Raw genomic sequence first — 18838 nt, 5'->3', positions numbered from 1 at the left:
AGATTAGCGTCCCGTCGTAGTCTCGCGGGACAGTGCAGGGAGAAGGGGGTCCAGAGTGACCGCTGAGGCCAGGGAGGCCGGGTCCCCGAAGGGCCTTGCCGCCGACGGCGAGCGACCGCTCGACATCGCGCTTCTCACCTATAAAGGGAACCCGTTCTGCGGCGGGCAGGGCGTGTACGTACGGCACCTCTCCCGTGAGCTGGCCCGCCTCGGCCACCGGGTCGAGGTCATCGGCTCGCAGCCGTACCCCGTCCTGGACGAGGGGTACGAGGGCCTGACCCTGACCGAGCTGCCCAGCCTCGACCTCTACCGCCAGCCCGACCCCTTCCGCACGCCCCAGCGCGACGAGTACCGGGACTGGATCGACGCCCTCGAAGTCGCCACCATGTGGACCGGCGGCTTCCCCGAGCCGCTGACGTTCTCCCTGCGCGCCCGCCGCCATCTGCGCGCCCGCCGCGGCGAGTTCGACGTCGTCCACGACAACCAGACCCTCGGCTACGGGCTCCTGGGGGACATCGGCGCGCCCCTGGTCACCACCATCCACCACCCCATCACCGTCGACCGGCAGCTGGAGCTGGACGCGGCCGAGGGCCGGCAGCGCCGCCTGTCCGTGCGCCGCTGGTACGCCTTCACCCGGATGCAGAAGCGCGTCGCCCGCCGCCTGCCCTCCGTGCTCACCGTCTCCGGCACCTCCCGCCAGGAGATCGTGGACCACCTCGGCGTCCGTGACGACCGCATCCACGTCGTCCACATCGGCGCCGACACCGACCTGTTCGCGCCGAATCCGGCCGTCCCCGAGGTGCCCGGCCGGATCGTCACCACCTCCAGCGCGGACGTGCCCCTCAAGGGCCTGGTCTTCCTCGTGGAGGCGCTCGCGAAGGTGCGCACCGAGCACCCGGCCGCCCATCTCGTCGTCGTCGGCAAGCGCCCCACGCAGGGCCCGGTCGCCCAGGCGATCGAGCGCTACGGCCTCGAAGGCGCCGTCGGGTTCGTCAAGGGCATCTCCGACGCCGAACTGGTCGACCTGATCCGCTCGGCCGAGGTCGCCTGCGTGCCCTCGCTCTACGAGGGCTTCTCACTGCCCGCCGCCGAGGCCATGGCCACCGGCACCCCGCTGGTCGCCACCACCGGCGGGGCGATCCCCGAGGTCGCCGGACGCGACGGCGAGACCTGTCTGGCCGTACCGCCCGGTGACGCGGGGGCGCTGGCCGCAGGGCTCACGCGGCTGCTGGGGGACCCCGAGCTGCGGGCGCGGCTGGGTGCGGCAGGCCGTGAGCGGGTCCTTGGGCACTTCACCTGGGCCCGTGCGGCCGAGGGGACGGTGGCCCGCTACCGCGAGGCGATCGGCTCGGCGGCCCAGAACCCCGGCCGCTCGGCGGCTCCGGCAAGTGTTGCAGGCATCTCTTCCGAAAGCAGGGCCACGTGCTGACCGTCGATTTCTCCCGGTTCCCGCTCGCCCCCGGCGACCGTGTCCTGGACCTCGGCTGCGGGGCCGGCCGGCACGCCTTCGAGTGCTACCGGCGCGGCGCGCAGGTCGTGGCCCTCGACCAGAACGGCGAGGAGATCCGCGAGGTCGCCAAGTGGTTCGCGGCGATGAAGGAGGCGGGTGAGGCCCCGGCCGGGGCCACCGCCACCGCCATGGAGGGCGACGCGCTGGCGCTGCCCTTCCCCGACGAGTCCTTCGACGTCGTCATCATCTCCGAGGTGATGGAGCACATCCCCGACGACAAGGGCGTGCTCGCCGAGATGGTGCGCGTGCTCAAGCCCGGCGGCCGGATCGCCATCACCGTGCCGCGCTACGGCCCCGAGAAGGTCTGCTGGGCACTGTCCGACGCCTACCACGAGGTCGAGGGCGGCCACATCCGCATCTACAAGGCCGACGAACTGCTGGCCAAGGTCCGCGGGGCCGGCCTGAAGCCGTACGGCAGCCACCACGCGCACGCCCTGCACTCGCCCTACTGGTGGCTGAAGTGCGCCTTCGGCGTGGACAACGACAAGGCGCTGCCGGTGCGGGCGTACCACAAGCTGCTGGTCTGGGACATCATGAAGAAGCCGCTGGCCACCCGGATCGCCGAACAGGCGCTGAACCCGGTCATCGGCAAGAGCTTCGTCGTCTACGCGACCAAGCCCCACCTGCCCCGGCTCGCCGAGACCGAGACCGAGACCGGGCTCTTTGAGGCGGCCGCCCAGTGACCACCCCCCGGACAGAACACCTCGTCCTGCCCGGGGTCCTCACCGCCGAGCAGGCCGCCGCGACCGTGCGCGGCATCCTCGCCGTACAGCGGGAGGACGGCGCGATCCCGTGGTTCCGCGGGCACCACCTCGACCCGTGGGACCACACCGAGGCCGCGATGGCCCTGGACGCGGCCGGCGAGCACGAGGCCGCCGAGCGGGCCTACCTCTGGCTCGCCGCCCACCAGAACGAGGACGGCTCCTGGTACGCGGCCTACGCCGACGGAGCCCACGACGACGTCACCGACCGCGCCCGCGAGTCGAACTTCGTCGCCTACATAGCCGTAGGCGTCTGGCACCACTACCTGTCCACCGGCGACGACACGTTCCTGGACCGCATGTGGCCGTGCGTCTACGCGGCCATGGAGTGGGTGCTGCGGCTCCAGCAGCCCGGCGGCCAGATCGGCTGGCGGCGCGAGGACGACGGCACGCCCACCACGGACGCGCTGCTCACCGGCAGTTCCTCGATCCACCACGCCCTGCGCTGCGCGCTCGCCGTCGCCGACCAGCGCGAGGAGCCGCAGCCGGACTGGGAGCTGGCGGTGGGCGCCCTGCGCCATGCGATCCGCCGGCACCCCGAGCGCTTCCTCGACAAGGACCGCTACTCGATGGACTGGTACTACCCGGTCCTCGGCGGTGCGCTGACCGGCGCGGAGGCCAAGTCCCGCATCGAGGCGGACTGGGATCGCTTCGTCGTGCCCGGCCTGGGCGTGCGCTGCGTCGTACCCAACCCCTGGGTGACCGGCGGCGAGTCCAGCGAACTGGCCCTCGCGCTGTGGGCGATGGGCGAGTCGGACCGTTCTCTGGAGATCCTCCAGTCCATCCAGCACCTGCGCGACGCGGAGAGCGGCCTGTACTGGACGGGCTACGTCTTCGATGACGACGCGATCTGGCCGCGCGAACTCACCACCTGGACGGCGGGCTCCCTCCTGCTGGCGGTCGCCGCCCTCGGCGGCCACGACGCCACGTGCGCGGTCTTCGGAGGGGAGCACCTGCCGGCCGGCCTGGACCCCGACTGCTGCCGCTGAGGGCCACGACGCCACGGACATGCCCTTCGGCACCCCGGACGGAGTCGCCCAAGTGGCGGACAGCGGCCGTCCGGGTGAGGCTTCCGGAGGAAGCAACCCACTCGGGGAGACACGTCCGGAGGACCCCGTGCCCGTACCGATACGGCGTCTCTGTGTGGCGCTCACCCTGTGCTGCGCCCTGCTGGCCGGTTCCACCGCCTGCGGAAACAGCGAGAAGACCAGTACGAAGGGCACCGTGCAGGTGGACGCCGTCGACGCGGCCACGCCCAGCCCGAGTACGTCCGCCGAGCGCCAGAAGTTCGCCAAGACCCGCTTCGTCGCGAACGCGGGCCTCGCAGCCGGCGCCACCTACCAGTGGATCGTGAAGCCCTGGAAGGCGGGCAAGTTCAAGAAGGGCGCCCACGGCCGCAGACTGGCCCTGGTGAAGGCCGGTCTCGCCGGCGCCTTCACCTACAACCGGCTCAAGGCGGCCCAGCGCAACGCCCAGGGCGACCCCACGCTCTCCAAGGCCCTCGCCCCGCTGACCGCCGGTATCGAGGCGCTCAAGAGTCTGCCGTCCAGGCTGCGCAGCGGCGACGAGTCCGCGGCGGGCACCTTCGACGACCTCATCAACAAGGTCAAGGACGCAGGCAAGAGCGCAGGCGCCCCGGTCAAGGACCAGGTACCGTCCGCCTCCCAGCTGAACGGCGGCTAGGCGTCGGCCAGGCGGCGTTCAGCTCCGCCAGCACCCGCAGCGTGTGCAGGTCCGGTGACAGGGCCAGCAGGTCCGTCACCGGGCCCGTGCGCCACAACTCCAGCCGCTCGGCGATGCGTTCGCGCGGGCCGACCAGGGAGATCTCGTCGGCGAAGGCGTCCGGCACCGCCAGCACGGCCTCCTCGCGCCGCCCGGCCAGGAACAGCTCCTGGATCCGCCGCGCCTCGACCTCGTAGCCCATGCGGGCCATGAGATCCGCGTGGAAGTTGCGGGCCGCGTGCCCCATCCCGCCGATGTAGAAGCCGAGCATCGCCTTCACGGGCAGCAGCCCCTCGGCGACGTCGTCGCACACCTTCACCCGCGCCATCGGGGCCACCATGAACCCCTCAGGCAACTCCCGTACCGCCTCCCCGTACACCTCCGGCCGGCTCGGTGCCCAGTACAGCGGCAGCCAGCCGTCGGCGATCCGGGCCGTCTGGGCGACGTTCTTCGGGCCCTCCGCACCCAGCAGGACGGGCAGATCGCGGCGCAGGGGATGGGTGATCGACTTCAGCGGCTTGCCCAGCCCCGTGCCGTCCGGCCCCCGGTACGGCAGCGGATGGAAGCGCCCGTCCGACTCCACCGGCGCCTTTCTCCGCAGCACCTGCCGTACGACGTCCACGTACTCCCGCGTCGCGGTCAGCGGCGACTTCGGGAACGGGCGGCCGTACCAGCCCTCCACCACCTGCGGCCCGGACAGGCCCAGTCCCAGCATCATCCGTCCCCCGGAGAGGTGGTCCAGGGTCAGCGCGTGCATCGCGGTGGTGGTCGGGGAACGGGCGGCCATCTGGGCAACTCCCGTACCCAGCCGGATCCTTGTGGTCTGCGCGGCGATCCAGGTCAGCGGGGTGAAGGCGTCCGAACCCCAGGACTCGGCCGTCCACACGGAGTCGTACCCGAGCCGCTCCGCCTCCTGGGCCAGCGCCACATGACCGGCGTCCGGACCGCGCCCCCAGTAGCCGAGTGCCAGACCGAGCCGCATGATGCCTGCCTCCTGACGGTGCGTCAGTTCAGTAGCCGGGAGGCGACTGTACGGCAACGGCCCCCCGCCCGGAAGGGCGAGGGGCCGTGCGTGACGGTACCGGTGCGTCAGCCGCGCTGGATCCCGGAGGTGTCCTGGAGCACACCGCGGCGGCCGTCCTGGGTCTGTGCGATCAGCTGCGCCCCGCGCTGCTCGACCGCCAGGTACCAGGTGCCCGGCGCCAGTTCGGCGATCGGGGTCGGCGAGCCGTCCTCCGCGAACAGCGGCCGGGTCACCGGCACGGCGAACCAGAACGGCGAGAAGTCCGCGGCAGCGGCCGGCTGCGGCGCCGGAGCGGCGCCCTGCGGGGCCGGAGCACCCGGAGCACCCGGAGCACCCGGCGCACCCGCGCCCGGCTGCCCGAACGGCTGCCCCGGCTGCGGCTGGGCACCGTACGGCTGCTGCGGCTGGGGGGCACCCGGGTAGCCGTAACCACCGGGCGGCTGGGCACTGTAGGGCTGCGGGGCGGCCGGCTTGGCGGCCGGGATCAGCGAGGCCTGCAGGGCGGGTGCGATCGGGGTGGCGATGGCGGCAGCCGCCATGACCACGGTGGCGATGAGCGCGAGGACCAGGCCCGTGCCGGCGCTCGGCCCCTTGTCGGAGACTTCGCCGATGTTGTTCGCGCCGCCGGCCGGGTCGATGACGTTGCCGAGGGCGCTCCACGCGGCGAAGACGGTGAACGCCACACCGAACTGGCCGAGGTCCAGGCCCGCCACCTTGAGCGGCTGCGGCGCGGTCCGGGCGAAGACGACGAGCGCAGCGCCGATGACCCCCGCCAGGACGACGCTGAGCAGAATCGGTCCGCTGACCCACAGGTTCGGGAGGTTGAGGCTGTCCGATGCCCCGTCGATCGAGTAGTTGTCGAGGAACGACGCGATGAACAGCAACACCGCTGCTCCGATCACCACGCCGTCGCCTCTAGTGAGGGAGCGGATATTCACTTCAAAGGTCCTTCGTCGGTCGTCTCGTCGTCGGTAGACACTATCGTCCGCAAGATCCTGCTGTCCGGTCGGTTCCGCCCGCCGGTCAGGACCCGCGCAGGAAACTCACGATTCCCTCAGAGATCCCTTGCGCGGCCTTCTGCCGCCAGGCGCCACTGGTCAGCAGTGCCGCGTCCTTGCTATCGCGCATGTTGCCGCACTCGATGAACACCTTGGGGACTGTCGACAGATTGAGACCGCCCAGATCCCGACGTGTGACGAGACCGGTACCGTCGCCCACGTAGTTGGAGGGGGGCTCGCCCGTGACGCGCAGGAAGTTGCCCGCGACGCGCTCGCCGAGGTCGCGGGAAGGGCCCACGATCGGGCGGGTGTCGGCGGCGCCGGCGTGCACGGACGCCGGGAGGATGACGTGGAAGCCCCGGTCGCCCTCGGCCGAACCGTCGGCGTGGAGGGAGATGGCGGCGTCCGCGTGCGCGGTGTTCCCGATTCGGGCCCGCTCGTCCACGCACGGACCCCAGGGCGGGCTGTCCCCGTCACGGGTCAGTTTCACCGTGGCGCCCTGCTTCTCCAGGACCGCACGCAGCCGGTGGGCGACGTCGAGGGTGAACTGCGCCTCGGTGTAACCACTGTTGGTGGACGTGCCGGTGGTGTCGCACTCCTTCTTGTTCGTGCCGATGTCCACCTGGCGGTTGATCTCGGCCGCGTGCCGGAAGTTGCCGGGGTTGTGGCCCGGGTCGATGACGACGACCTTGCCCTTGAGGGGACCGGAGCCGGCGGGGGCGGAGCCGGTGGGCGTCGAGCCCCGCTTCTTGGCGTCGTCCGTGGCGGGGGCCGACCAGGGCTTCGCCGTGCTCGGCGAGGCCACGGAGGCCCGCGCACCCGCCGTGCCCGAGCCGCCCACCGCCTCGTACACCAGCCAGCCCAGCAGCGCACCGGGCACGAGCGCGGCGAGCGCGACGGTCAGCGGGCCGCGCCGGGGCCGACGGGGCTGCGGGGGATCGAAGTCAGGGCCTACGTACGACACGACTGCGACTCTAACCGTGGGCCCGGATCCCCGCTTCCGTTCGCTGCAGGACCCGCAGCGACCCGGCCACCGAGACCTCCGTGAACGCGCCCGACTCCAGGGCCCTCAGATAGACGCGGTACGGCGCCTGGCCGGTGAACTCGTCCTCGGGGTCGGGGAAGACGTCGTGGATGACGAGCAGGCCGCCTGCGGCCACGTGGGGCGCCCAGCCCTCGTAGTCGGCGTTCGCGTGCTCGTCGGTGTGGCCGCCGTCGACGAAGACGAGGCCGAGCGGGGAGTTCCAGATCGCCGCGATCTGCGGCGAGCGGCCGACCAGCGCCACCACGTGCTCCTCCAGGCCCGCCTTGTGCAGGGTCCGGCGGAAGGCCGGCAGCGTGTCCATCAGGCCGATCTCGGGGTCCACGGTCTCCGGGTCGTGGTAGTCCCAGCCCGGCTGCTGCTCCTCGCTGCCCCGGTGGTGGTCGACGGTGAGCGCGGTGACACCGGCCTCGCGGGCCGCGTCGGCGAGCAGGATGGTGGACCGTCCGCAGTACGTCCCGACCTCCAGCAGCGGCAGCCCCAGCCGCCCTGCCTCCGCCGCCGCCGCATACAGCGCCAGCCCCTCGTCCACGGGCATGAACCCCTTCGCCGCCTCGAACGCGGCCAGGATCTCGGGCTTGGGTGCGGGGCCGGGCATGGGGCACCTTTCGGTCGTACGACTGTCCGACCGCCCATGCTGCCGCACCCCCGGCCACTTATGTGACAGGGGGTGCGTACAAAGGGGCGCGGGGCTGTGTCGATATGCGGCTCCGCCGCGCGGGCGCGACCAGCCACGACGGCCCGCAGACGCCGGACGGCCCACGTGGCACCCCAGTAGGCGCTATGCAGTCACCGTGTCCCCAGGCAGAGACAGGTCCAGGTCAATCGCCCGCTCCTCTCCGGAGTGCGTCGCGGACGACGCAAGCGGCCCATGACCAAAGGCCCGTGCGGCCAGCACATACGCACCCTCGGCCGGCACCGCGAGGGCATAGCTGCCGTCCGCCTCGGAGAGGGTCGCCCCCGCCTGGCGGCCCCGCCGGTCGATCAGCGTGACCTTGGCTCGGGCCACCGGAGTGCCGGTGGCGTCCAGCACCCGGCCCCGGAAGCCCCGCAGCACCTCCTCGGCCTGCTCCAGCACAGCATCTTCCTCACTGCTCGCCCGCAGCTGCGTGTGCTGAGCCGGGCGGCCGGGCTTCGGCAGGAACACCGCGAGCAGCAGGCCCACCGCGACGGCGGCGGTGGCGATCAGGAAGGAGACGCGGAAGCCGTGCATGGTCGGGATCTCGATCCCGCCCACGTTGTTCGCCGTGTTGGCCAGCACCATGCCGATGACGGCGCTGGAGACGGACGTACCGATGGACCGCATCAGCGTGTTCAGGCCGTTGGCCGCGCCGGTTTCCGAGGCCGGGACCGCGCCGACGATCAGCGCGGGGAGGGAGGAGTAGGCGAGGCCGATGCCCGCGCCCAGGACCACGGACGTGACGATGGTCTGCCAGGCCGCGTCCATCAGGCCGAGGCCGCCGCCGTAGCCGATCGCGATGATCAGCAGGCCGATGATGAGGGTGGTCTTCGGGCCGTAGCGGGCGGACAGCCGGGCGTACACCGGCGCCGTGAACATCATCGTCAGGCCCAGCGGGGCCACGCACAGCCCCGCGACGACCATGGACTGGCCGAGGCCGTAGCCGGTCGCGGCGGGCAGCTGGAGCAGCTGGGGCAGGACGAGCGAGACGACGTAGAAGCTGACGCCGACCATGATCGAGGCGAGGTTGGTGAGCAGCACCTCGCGGCGGGCGGTGGTGCGCAGGTCGACCAGCGGGGCCTGGATGCGCAGCTCGTACAGGCCCCACAGGAGGAGGACGACGACGGACGCGGCGAACAGACCGAGCGTCGTACCGGAGGACCAGCCCCAGTCGCTGCCCTTGGTGATGGGCAGCAGGAGCAGGACCAGGCCGGTGGACAGGCCGAGCGCGCCGAGCACGTCGAAGGAGCCCTCGGCGCGCATCGGGGACTCCGGTACGACGAGGAGGGTCAGGACGATGGAGAGGACGCCGAGTCCTGCGGCGCCGTAGAACAGGGCGTGCCAGTCCATGTGCTGCGCGACCAGGGCCGCGGCGGGCAGCGCGAGGCCGCCGCCGACGCCGATCGAGGAGCTCATCAGGGCCATCGCCGAGCCGAGCTTCTCGCGCGGCAGCATGTCCCGCATCAGGCCGATGCCCAGCGGGATCGCGCCCATGGCGAAGCCCTGGAGGGTACGGCCCGCGATCATCGTGAGCAGCTGGCTGGTGAGCGCGCTGACCAGGGCGCCGACCACCATCACGGCGAGGCTGAGGATCAGCATGCGGCGCTTGCCGTAGAGGTCGCCGAGCCGGCCCATGATCGGGGTGGCCACGGCGCCGGACAGGAGGGTCGAGGTGAGGACCCAGGTGGCGTTGCTGGGGGCGGTGTCCAGCAGCTGCGGCAGGTCCTTGATGACCGGCACGAGCAGGGTCTGCATCACCGCGACCACGATGCCCGCGAAGGCGAGCACCGGGACCACGGCCCCGCTTGCCCTCCGGTCGGGCTGGTCGGTCGTCGTGTGGGTCATTGAGTGAGGCCTCCCGCGTGAATAAGTGCCGGGTAAACCTCGTATGCACAGGCAACTATTCCGTTGCTTCGGGCCTCTAATGAATCCTTGACCGATCCATGGGTTTCTGATCTGCCGTCAGGTGCTGGCGCGTCAGTGGAACACGTTCTAATCTGGCGCGCCATGAAGGCCTATGTCGCCGGGGTCGGAATGACCCGTTTCGAGAAGCCCGAGACCAGGGACTGGCAGTACTGGGACATGGTGCGGGAGGCGGGAAGCGCGGCACTCGCGGATGCCGGCATCGCGTACGCCGATGTGGAACAGGTTCCCGTCGGTTACTGCTTCCAGCCCTCCACCGCCGGCCAGCGCGCCGCGTACGAACTCGGCCTGACCGGCATCCCCGTCTACAACGTCAACAACAACTGCGCGACCGGCGCCACCGCGCTGATGCTGGCCCGGCAGCTGGTCGAGAGCGGGACCTCGGACTGCGTGCTGGCGCTGGGCTTCGAGAAGATGAAGAAGGGCGCGCTCGGGGGAGGGGCCGACGGAGGAGCCCGCGGCGGAGCCGCAGATGACTGGAGCTCGACCTCCCCGGTCGCCCGGCACTACGGGATCATGGCCGCCCGGCACGGCTTCGAGATGACCCCGCCGACCGCGCAGATCTTCGGTGACGCGGCCCGCGAGCACATGGAGAAGTACGGCACCACCGAGGCGCAGCTCGCCGCCGTCGCCGCCAAGAACCACCGCCACTCGGCGCACAACCCCTACGCCCAGTTCCGGGACGTGTACGAGGTGGCCGACATCCTCGCCGCGCGCACGGTGCACCGGCCGCTGACCAAGCTCCAGTGTTCGCCGACCTCGGACGGCGCGGCGGCGGCCGTGGTGGTCTCGGAGCGGTTCGCCGCGGAACGCTCCCTGACCGGCCTCGTCGAGATCGTCGCCCAGGCCATGACCACGGACACCGAGGAGTCCTTCGCGTCCGGCTCCTGTATCGACGTCGTCGGGCAGCCCATGTCCCGCGAGGCGGCCCGGCAGGTGTACGAGCGGGCCGGGCTCGGCATCGAGGACGTGCACGTCGTGGAGCTGCACGACTGCTTCTCCGTCAACGAACTGCTGACCTACGAGGCGCTCGGCATGTGCCCGGCCGGCGAGTCCGGCAAGCTCGTGGAGTCCGGGGCGACGACCTACGGCGGCCGCTGGGTGGTGAACCCGTCCGGCGGGCTGATCTCCAAGGGTCACCCACTGGGTGCGACGGGCCTCGCCCAGGCCGCCGAGCTGGTCTGGCAGCTGCGCGGCGAGGCGGGCGAGCGGCAGGTGCCCGGGGCCCGGGTGGGCCTCGCCCACAACATCGGTCTGGGCGGCGCGGCGGTGGTGACCCTGCTGCGGGCGGCGTAGCCCGGGTGTAGGCCGTAGGGCCCAGGAACGGGTGGTCCGAAATGCCGATGCAAGGACCGTAACCGGGTTGAGAGCATGACACCCATGCTTGATGCCGCCGACACCTCGCCCCTCATATCCCGCCGCCTCACGCCTCCCACCTGGCTGGTGGTGGCGCTGGCCTGCGCCGGACAGTTCCTCGTCATACTCGATGTGTCGGTGGTGAACGTCGCCCTGCCGTCGATGCGCACGGACCTCGGGCTGAGCGCGTCCGGTCTCCAGTGGGTGGTGAACGCGTACGCCATCGCCTTCGCCGGGTTCATGCTGCTCGGCGGGCGGGCCGGTGACCTCTACGGCCGCAAGCGGATGTTCCTGGTCGGGCTCGGCCTGTTCACGCTGGCCTCGCTGGGCGGCGGGCTCGCCCAGGAGGGCTGGCAGCTGCTGGTGGCGCGGGCCGTGCAGGGGCTGGGCGCGGCGGTGCTCGCGCCCTCGACGCTGACGCTGCTGACGGCGGCGGTGCCCGAGGGACCGGCCCGGGCGCGGGCGATCGCCACCTGGACCGCGGTGGGCGCCGGCGGCGGGGCCGCGGGCGGACTGGTCGGCGGGGTGCTGGTGGACACGCTGTCCTGGCGCTGGGTGCTGCTGATCAACGTGCCCATCGGTGCGGTGGTGCTGGCCGGCTCGCTGCGGTGGCTGACGGAGAGCCGGGCGGGGGACGGGCGGCGGCTCGACCTGCCGGGCGCGCTGCTGGTGACGGCGGGTCTGGCGACGCTGGCCTACGGCATCTCGCAGACCGAGGCCGAGGGGTGGACGGCTGCGGCCACGCTGGTGCCGCTGGCCGCCGGACTCGCGCTGGTCGGCGCGTTCCTCGCCGTCGAGGCCCGCACGGCGGCCCCGCTGATGCCGCTCGGACTGTTCCGGCTGCGCTCGGTGGCGTCGGCGAACACGGCGATGTTCCTGAGCGGTTCGGCGATGTTCTGCATGTGGTTCTTCATGACGCTGTACGCGCAGAACGTGCTCGGCTACTCGCCGCTGGGCGCCGGACTCGCGCTGGTGCCCAGTTCGCTCGCGGTGGTGCTCGGCTCCAAGCTGGCGCCCCGCTACCTGCCGACGCTGGGCGCCCGCAACCTGGCCGTGCTGGGGGCGCTGGTGGCGGCCGCCGGGTTCGCGTGGCAGTCGACCATGACCGCCCACGGCGCCTACCTGACCTCCATCATGTTCCCGGGGATCCTCATGATGCTGGGCGCCGGGCTCTCGGCGACGCCGCTGGCCGCGCTCGCCACGTCGGGGGCGCAGCCCTCGGACGCCGGGCTGGTGTCCGGTCTGGTCAACACCTCGCGCACGATGGGCGGTTCGCTGGGGCTCGCGGTCATGTCGACCATCGCGGCGGCGCGTACGGCGCACGTCGGGAGCGGCGCCGAGGCTCTGACCGAGGGGTACGCGCTGGCGTTCCGGGCGGGGACCGGGGTGCTGCTGGGCGGGGCGGTGCTGATGCTGCTGTGGCTGCCGAGGAAAATTTCCGCGAGTTCCGTGAACTGAGGCAACGGTCCGGGCGGCCCGTGGACTCCTTTTGACATCTAGGAGGTGCCCATGGGGGATCGGAAGCAGGCTCGGGACGAGGAGTTCCAGAGCTTCATGACCGGCCGCTGGCCGCGGCTGATGCGTACGGCTTTTCTCCTCACGGGGGAGCAGCACGCCGCGGAGGACCTGGTCCAGTCGACGCTCGAACAGGTCTATGTGAACTGGCGCAGGGTCGGCTCGGCCGACGACCCGGAGGCGTACGTACGGCGCGTGATGATCAACGCGCATGCGCGCAGGCACAGAAGACGGCTCAAGGAGTTCCTGGCGCCGAGGGACGACTCGGGCCTGGCGCACGAGGTGCCCGACACGGGCGACCGGATCGCGCAGGCCGACGACCGCAGTGCCCTGCTCAAGGCGCTCGCCCAGCTGCCCGCGCGGCAACGGGAGGCGGTGGTGCTGCGCTACTGGGAGGACCTGACGGAGACCCAGGCGGCGGAGGCGATGGGCTGCTCGGTCGGCACGGTCAAGAGCAACGCGGCCAAGGGGATCGCCAAGCTCCGCGCCGTAGAGGGACTGGCCGAGACGGTGACACAGGGAGGGCGGAAGTGATGAGCGCGGACCGGAACGGGAACCACGACATGAGCCAGACGGACATCGCCTTCCTCCTCGCGGACGCCGCGGACGAGGTCGAGATCGGTGCGGCCCCGGTGCAGGCGGTCATCCGCGGCGGACGGCGGCGCAGGGCGCGGCGCTGGGCGGTGGCCTCCGCCACGGCGCTGGTGGTGGCCGGGACGACGGGCGCCCTGGCGGTGACCGGGCTGCCGGGCGGCGGGCACGCGGACCGGCAGGCGAACGTGGCGAACCCGCCGGCCTCGCCCGAGGCACGGCATGTGTACGAGCCGCAGGAGACCGAGCTGTCGCGGGGCATGTTCAAGGGGAAGCCCTGGTACGTCGACATGCAGGTGTGGGGAGCGCCCCGGAACGAGGACGAGGCGGCCCGGCAGTACGACGCCATGGCCGCGCGGGGCATCGAGCCGGTGGACGACAAGCCCGCCGCGCTGATCGGCAAGACCTCGTACTTCGTGACCCGGAAGTACGGCAGCCAGCGCCCTCGGCAGTTCCTGTTCGACTCGCGGCAGAAGCTGGAGCGGCTGTCGGGCAGGGACCTGCAGTTCGCCACCAATCCCCTGGACGACACGAGCGATCCGCACGGGGACCGCGTGGCGGTCGGGGCGGTCGCCAAGACCGCTCGGGAGGTCACCTGCTTCTGGAAGGACGGCACGACGACCCTCGTGAAGAGGGGCCCGGTCGTCTACGAACACAACCTTCCGAAGCCGGCGATCGTGCCGGTCGCGGGGTATCCGACGGCGAACTGGTTCGTGTGCGTGGCACCCGAAAGGACCGGCGCCAAGACGGCCGAGGTGACGAAGTAGGAGCCCCGGGAGGTCACAGCCACCCCTGCTGCCGGGCCTCCCGCACCGCCTCCGCCCGGTTCCGCGTGCCCGTCTTGCCGATGGCGGAGGACAGGTAGTTGCGGACCGTGGACTCGGACAGATGGAGCTTCGCGGCGACGTCGGCGGCCGTCGCCCCGTCCGCGGAGGCCTTGAGCACCTCGCACTCCCGGGCCGTCAGCGGGTTCGGCCCGGCGCTGAGCGCGGCCGCGGCCAGCGCCGGATCGACCACGGTCTCCCCGGTGAGCACGCGCCGGATCGCCTGGGCCAGCTCCGCCACCGGTCCGTCCTTGACGAGGAAGCCGGCCGCTCCGGCCTCCATGGCCCGGCGCAGATAGCCGGGCCGGCCGAAGGTGGTCAGGATCAGCACCCGGCAGTCGGGTGCCTGTTCGCGCAGCTCGGCCGCCGCGTCCAGGCCGCTGATGCCCGGGAGTTCGATGTCCAGCAGCGCCACGTCCGGCCGGTGCAGCAGCGCGGCCTGGACGATCGCGTCGCCGGTCGAGACCTGGGCGACCACCTCGATGTCGTCCTCCATGCCGAGCAGCAGGGCGAGGGCGCCGCGCAGCATGCCCTGGTCCTCGGCGAGCAGGACTCGGATGTTCTTCACGGCCCCAGCGTAGCCAAGGGCGGCCAAAGGGCCGTCAATTAAAGACTCGTCATTGATCGGGTCCGCGGGGGTTGACGGCCATCGGTGGTGCGCAAACAATCGCCTCTGCATTTCCGGTATTCGTTCGGTATTTCGACGTCTCATAGGTTCGGCATTTCGATCGAACGACGTTCGGTATATCGACCAATCCGGCCGTCCCCCCGCACCGCCCTACCAGGAACCGAAGAGGTGCCCGTGTTCCCCAGACTTCTGCGCTCATGTCCACGGCGGCTCCGCAGCGCCGCCCTCTCCGTGCTCGCCACCCTCGCGACCGTCGCCGCGCTCGTCGTCGGCGTCGGCGCCCCGCAGGCCGCCGCCGCGAGCTCGCTGCCCTGCGACGTCTACGCCGCCGCGGGCACGCCATGCGTCGCCGCGCACAGCCTCGTCCGCGCGCTGTACTCGTCGTACAACGGCTCGCTCTACCAGGTGAAGCGGGCCTCCGACGGCGCCACCGCGAACATCGGCCTGCTGTCGGCCGGCGGGTATGCCAACGCGGCCGCCCAGGACTCCTTCTGTTCCGGTACGACCTGCATCATCACCGAGATATACGACCAGTCCCCGCGCCACAACCACCTCACCGTCGAGGGCGCGGGCGGGGCCGGCGCGGCCGATGTGGGGGCGCCCGCGGACGCCCTGCCGGTGACCGTCGGCGGGCACCAGGTCTACGGCCTGGAGATCTCCGCCGGCATGGGCTACCGGGACAACTCCACCTCGGGCGTGGCCGTCAACGGGCAGGCCGAGGGGATGTACATGGTGACCTCCGGCACCCACGTCAACGGCTCCTGCTGCTTCGACTACGGCAACGCCGAGACCAACAACAAGGACACCGGCAACGGCCACATGGACGCCATCAACTTCGGCACCGAGTGCTGGTTCTCCCCGTGCTACGGGCAGGGACCCTGGGTGCAGGCCGACCTGGAGAACGGGCTGTTCCAGTCCGACGCCGGGTACAGCAAGAACACGTCCAACACCGGCACCGGACCGCTGCCGTTCGTGACGGCGCTGCTGAAGAACAACGGTCAGAACCATTTCGCGCTGAAATACGGCAATGCGCAGAACGGCGGACTTACCACCACCTATTCCGGTGGCGAGCCGACCGCGAGCGGCTACTCGCCGATGCACCAGGAGGGCGCGATCGTCCTCGGCACCGGCGGTGACAACAGCAACGGCTCCATCGGGTCCTTCTTCGAAGGCGTGATGACCTCGGGCATCCCGACGGACGCCGCCGACAACGCCGTCCAGGCCGACATCGTCTCCGCCGGCTACGGCGGCCCGACCGGCAGCACCGGCACGCTGAACGCCGGCTCGGAGATCTCGCTGCGCGCGACGACGTCCTGCTGCACCACCGACTACATCCGCCACCAGAACAACGCGGCCGTCATCTCCCCGGTGGCGTCGGGCAGTTCGTCCCTCGACAAGAACGACGCGACGTGGATCGTGCGCCGGGGGCTCGCCGACAGCTCCTGTGTCTCCTTCGAGTCGCGGAACTACCCCGGTGACTTCCTGCGCCACTTCGACTACCGGCTCTACCGGCAGCCCATGGACGGCACCAGCCAGTTCCGGTCCGACGCCACCTTCTGCCCACAGACCGGCAAGAGCGGCACGGGCACCTCGTTCGCCTCGTACAACTACCCGACGAAATACCTGCGCCACTACAACAGCAACGTCTACCTAGCGAGCAACGGCGGTTCCAACGCCTGGGACAGCAGCACCTCGTGGAGCAACGACGTGAGCTGGGCGGTCAGCTCGCCCTGGGCGCCGTAGCCGCTCCCACCGCGGTCAGTTCCGCCGGTTCCACCGGGAGTTCGGCGGTGACCGTGAAGCCGCCGCGCGGCGACGGGCCGGCCGTGAGGGAGCCGCCTGCCGCCGCGAGGCGCTCGGTCAGCCCCTTCAGGCCGGTGCCGCCGATGCCCTCCCGGGCGTGGGTGACGGCCTTGCCGGTGCCGTTGTCGGTGACGGTGAGCCGGGCCCGGTCGGCGGTGCTGTGGACGGTGATCTCGCAGCGGGTGGCGTCGCTGTGCCGGACGACGTTGGTGACCGCCTCGCGCACCACCCAGCCGAGCAGCGCCGCGGTCTGCGGGGCCAGCGGCGTCCCGGACTGGCGCACCACCGGCTCCAGGCTCGCCGCGGACAGTGCCGAGCGGGCCCGGGTCAGCTCGGTGGCCAGGCTGCCCTCGCGGTAGCCGGTCACCGCCTCGCGGATCTCGGTGAGGGCCTGCCGGCCCACCGACTCGATGTCACCGATCTGCGTCAGCGCCGCGTCCATGTCGCGCGGGGCCAGCCGCCGGGCCGCCTCCGACTTCACCACGATCACCGACAGGGTGTGCCCGAGCAGGTCGTGCAGGTCGCGGGAGAAGCGCAGCCGCTCCTTCTCCACCGCCCGCCGGGCCAGCTCCTCCCGTGCGGCGCGCAGCTCCCGCACGGCCTCGGACAGGCCGAGGATCGCGGCGGTCACCATGCTCGACAGGAACGTCGCGTAGCCGATGTTCGTCGCGTCTCCCCATCCGTCGCGGACACCGGAGACAGCCGCCGCGTACATCGAGAGCAGCACGCCGGTGCGGCCCAGCCAGGGGCCGCGCAGGGTGGCGCCGGTCGCCAGGCCCAGCAGCGGGAAGAACATCAGCCAGTTGCCGCCGTACCCGATCGCCAGGCCCGTGGTCAGCAGGCCCATCAGCAGCAGCGCCACCCGGGTGGAGACCGCCTCGCGCTTCTCCCGCTCGAAGGAGCGGAAGGTGACGTAGACGTACAGGGAGTTGAAGGCCAGCAGGCCCAGGGCGCCGATCCATGGGTTGGGGGTCTTGCCCTGGAGCAGGTTGGAGAAGGACCCCATGCCCATCAGCAGCCAGGGGAGCAGGGCGAAGCCGGTGGGCGGCGGGCCCGGGTGATCGACGGCCGGTGCGTCCCCGTTCTTCCGGGCCGCCTTCTGCGCGGTCCTGAAGCGCTCCATGTCCGCCTGCCAGCGGGCACGCGCCTCCCGCAGGGCCTGGATGCGGCGTCTTGTCTCCGTCCACCACGACATGTCTCTGTTCCCCCGATCAGATGGTGCCCGCCCGACGGCGGTGCGGCAGCACAGCGTACGAACCGAACGCCGGCAGCAGGATGGTCAGCCACGATGATCGCACCGAGGGCCCGGTCGGCCGGTAGCCGACGGCGCGCTGCGTCTGTGTCATGGCTACGACGTTAGGGATCCGGCCCTGTCCCCGGCAGATGCGGATGTCCGCACTCGGGCAGTACAAATGTCACCGCCACGCCACCTGACACAGCGTCAGGAGCCTTCACAACTGCGGGGTGCTGGGCTATACAGGGGGCGCCGGACTGGAACGCGTTCTAGATCCGCCCCGTGGACGACCTCGGTGCGGCCGACGGTGCGGACGTCCGCACCGAGGTCTTGAGACCCGTCAGGAGCCCCATGCCCATCGACGAAGCCTTGGCCCTCGCCGCCGAGCCCCGGACCGGCGAGATCAGCTGGACCGCCAAGGACGTCCAGCTCTACCACCTCGGCATCGGCGCCGGCGCCAACCCGGACAAGGACAGCCCCGCCACCGATCCCGACGAGCTGCGCTACACCCTGGAGTCCCGGCTGCACGTCCTGCCGAGCTTCGCCACCGTCGCCGGCGCCGGCTCGCCCGGTGTGATCAGCGGCCTGTCCATGCCCGGCATCGACGTCGACCTGGCGAAGGTCCTGCACGGCGGTCAGAGTCTGGAGATCCACCGGCCCATCCCGGCCGAGGGCACCGCCACCGCCACCGGCCGCATCGCCGCCGTGTACGACAAGGGCAAGGCCGCCGTCCTCGTCATGCGCACCGAAGTCGCCGACGCCGAGGGTCCGCTGTGGACCAACGACGCGCAGATCTTCGTACGGGGGGAAGGCGGCTGGGGTGGCGACCGCGGCCCCGCTGCCCGCCCGGAGCCGCCCACCGGCGAACCCGACCGGACCGCCGAGCGGCCGATCCGCGCCGACCAGGCCCTGCTCTACCGCCTCTGTGGCGACCACAACCCGCTGCACGCCGACCCCGAGTTCGCCAAGCTCGCCGGGTTCGACCGGCCCATCCTGCACGGGCTGTGCACCCACGGCATCACGCTGAAGGCGGTCGTGGACACGCTGCTCGGCGGGGATGTGAGCCGGGTGCGCGGGTACACCACGCGGTTCGCCGGGGTCGTGTTCCCGGGGGAGACCCTGCGGATCCGGATGTGGCAGCAGGGCGGCGAGGTCCGGGTCGCCGTGAGTGCCGTCGAGAGGAACGACGCGCCCGTTCTGGCCGACACCATCGTTCAGCACTCCTGAG

General features: G+C 71.6%; 18 protein-coding genes. 10 read left to right on the top strand and 8 right to left on the bottom strand.

Features of this window, described 5'->3' with window-relative positions:
* The first annotated feature begins 55 nt into the window (after nt 1–55).
* From AQI88_RS06640 to AQI88_RS06625, 4 genes are all read left to right on the top strand, one after another.
* Nucleotides 56–1429, top strand: a complete 1374-nt coding sequence (locus tag AQI88_RS06640) for a glycosyltransferase family 4 protein (RefSeq protein WP_066993291.1) — start codon at nt 56–58, stop codon at nt 1427–1429.
* On the top strand, nt 1423–2193 hold the full coding sequence (locus tag AQI88_RS06635) for a class I SAM-dependent methyltransferase (protein WP_066993289.1): 771 nt from the start codon (nt 1423–1425) through the stop codon (nt 2191–2193). Before AQI88_RS06640 ends, AQI88_RS06635 begins: the two co-directional genes overlap by 7 nt.
* Nucleotides 2190–3260 carry a prenyltransferase/squalene oxidase repeat-containing protein gene (locus tag AQI88_RS06630; protein WP_066993286.1) on the top strand — a complete coding sequence of 357 codons (1071 nt, stop codon included), beginning with the start codon at nt 2190–2192 and terminating at the stop codon, nt 3258–3260. The genes AQI88_RS06635 and AQI88_RS06630 overlap by 4 nt, the downstream gene beginning before the upstream one ends.
* A gap of 127 nt (nt 3261–3387) precedes the next feature.
* Entirely contained in the window at nt 3388–3954 is a 567-nt protein-coding gene (locus AQI88_RS06625; protein ID WP_066993283.1) for a hypothetical protein, read from the top strand.
* Here AQI88_RS06625 and AQI88_RS06620 read toward each other — a convergent pair.
* The 5 genes from AQI88_RS06620 to AQI88_RS06600 form a co-directional block, all read right to left on the bottom strand.
* Nucleotides 3911–4975: an LLM class F420-dependent oxidoreductase gene (locus tag AQI88_RS06620; protein WP_066993280.1), complete on the bottom strand. Its 1065-nt coding sequence runs from the start codon at nt 4973–4975 to the stop codon at nt 3911–3913. The two genes, AQI88_RS06625 and AQI88_RS06620, sit on opposite strands and share 44 nt — an antisense overlap.
* Nucleotides 4976–5082: 107 nt before the next feature.
* On the bottom strand, nt 5083–5955 hold the full coding sequence (locus AQI88_RS06615) for a hypothetical protein (protein WP_066993277.1): 873 nt from the start codon (nt 5953–5955) through the stop codon (nt 5083–5085).
* An 85-nt stretch (nt 5956–6040) separates the two neighbouring features.
* Nucleotides 6041–6979 carry an N-acetylmuramoyl-L-alanine amidase gene (locus AQI88_RS06610; RefSeq protein WP_079057422.1) on the bottom strand — a complete coding sequence of 313 codons (939 nt, stop codon included), beginning with the start codon at nt 6977–6979 and terminating at the stop codon, nt 6041–6043.
* Between the two features lie 10 nt (nt 6980–6989).
* Complete coding sequence (locus AQI88_RS06605) at nt 6990–7655, bottom strand: class I SAM-dependent methyltransferase (RefSeq protein ID WP_066993274.1); 666 nt, start codon at nt 7653–7655, stop codon at nt 6990–6992.
* Nucleotides 7656–7838: 183 nt separating this feature from the next.
* Nucleotides 7839–9581 carry an MFS transporter gene (locus AQI88_RS06600; RefSeq protein ID WP_066993270.1) on the bottom strand — a complete coding sequence of 581 codons (1743 nt, stop codon included), beginning with the start codon at nt 9579–9581 and terminating at the stop codon, nt 7839–7841.
* 162 nt (nt 9582–9743) lie between these two features.
* Between AQI88_RS06600 and AQI88_RS06595 the strand changes: the two genes are divergently transcribed.
* The 4 genes from AQI88_RS06595 to AQI88_RS06580 all read left to right on the top strand — a co-directional run bounded on the left by AQI88_RS06595 (nt 9744) and on the right by AQI88_RS06580 (nt 13888).
* Nucleotides 9744–10955 (top strand): lipid-transfer protein, encoded by a 1212-nt coding sequence (locus AQI88_RS06595; RefSeq protein ID WP_066993267.1) that lies wholly within the window; start codon nt 9744–9746, stop codon nt 10953–10955.
* A gap of 75 nt (nt 10956–11030) precedes the next feature.
* Nucleotides 11031–12473, top strand: a complete 1443-nt coding sequence (locus AQI88_RS06590; RefSeq protein ID WP_107118474.1) for an MFS transporter — start codon at nt 11031–11033, stop codon at nt 12471–12473.
* A gap of 51 nt (nt 12474–12524) precedes the next feature.
* Nucleotides 12525–13064 (top strand): SigE family RNA polymerase sigma factor, encoded by a 540-nt coding sequence (locus AQI88_RS06585; protein WP_066993262.1) that lies wholly within the window; start codon nt 12525–12527, stop codon nt 13062–13064.
* Nucleotides 13064–13888, top strand: coding sequence for a hypothetical protein (locus AQI88_RS06580; RefSeq protein ID WP_208615728.1), 825 nt, complete (start codon nt 13064–13066; stop codon nt 13886–13888). Before AQI88_RS06585 ends, AQI88_RS06580 begins: the two co-directional genes overlap by 1 nt.
* A gap of 13 nt (nt 13889–13901) precedes the next feature.
* Here the strand turns inward: AQI88_RS06580 and AQI88_RS06575 are convergent, their stop codons facing one another.
* Entirely contained in the window at nt 13902–14513 is a 612-nt protein-coding gene (locus tag AQI88_RS06575) for a response regulator (RefSeq protein WP_279616528.1), read from the bottom strand.
* Nucleotides 14514–14747: 234 nt separating this feature from the next.
* Here AQI88_RS06575 and AQI88_RS06570 point away from each other — a divergent pair, with 234 nt between their 5' ends.
* Nucleotides 14748–16316 carry an alpha-L-arabinofuranosidase B gene (locus tag AQI88_RS06570; RefSeq protein ID WP_066993765.1) on the top strand — a complete coding sequence of 523 codons (1569 nt, stop codon included), beginning with the start codon at nt 14748–14750 and terminating at the stop codon, nt 16314–16316.
* Here AQI88_RS06570 and AQI88_RS06565 read toward each other — a convergent pair.
* Nucleotides 16294–17571 carry a sensor histidine kinase gene (locus AQI88_RS06565; protein WP_167357445.1) on the bottom strand — a complete coding sequence of 426 codons (1278 nt, stop codon included), beginning with the start codon at nt 17569–17571 and terminating at the stop codon, nt 16294–16296. The genes AQI88_RS06570 and AQI88_RS06565 overlap by 23 nt on opposite strands.
* A 16-nt stretch (nt 17572–17587) precedes the next feature.
* Nucleotides 17588–17722: a hypothetical protein gene (locus AQI88_RS48450; RefSeq protein WP_279616527.1), complete on the bottom strand. Its 135-nt coding sequence runs from the start codon at nt 17720–17722 to the stop codon at nt 17588–17590.
* 239 nt (nt 17723–17961) lie between these two features.
* Here AQI88_RS48450 and AQI88_RS06560 point away from each other — a divergent pair, with 239 nt between their 5' ends.
* Nucleotides 17962–18837 carry a MaoC/PaaZ C-terminal domain-containing protein gene (locus AQI88_RS06560; RefSeq protein ID WP_066993763.1) on the top strand — a complete coding sequence of 292 codons (876 nt, stop codon included), beginning with the start codon at nt 17962–17964 and terminating at the stop codon, nt 18835–18837.
* The last annotated feature ends 1 nt before the right edge of the window (nt 18838 follow it).

The organism is Streptomyces cellostaticus, from assembly GCF_001513965.1.
Taxonomy (GTDB): domain Bacteria; phylum Actinomycetota; class Actinomycetes; order Streptomycetales; family Streptomycetaceae; genus Streptomyces; species Streptomyces cellostaticus.
This window is presented reverse-complemented; position numbering and strand designations above follow the sequence as displayed.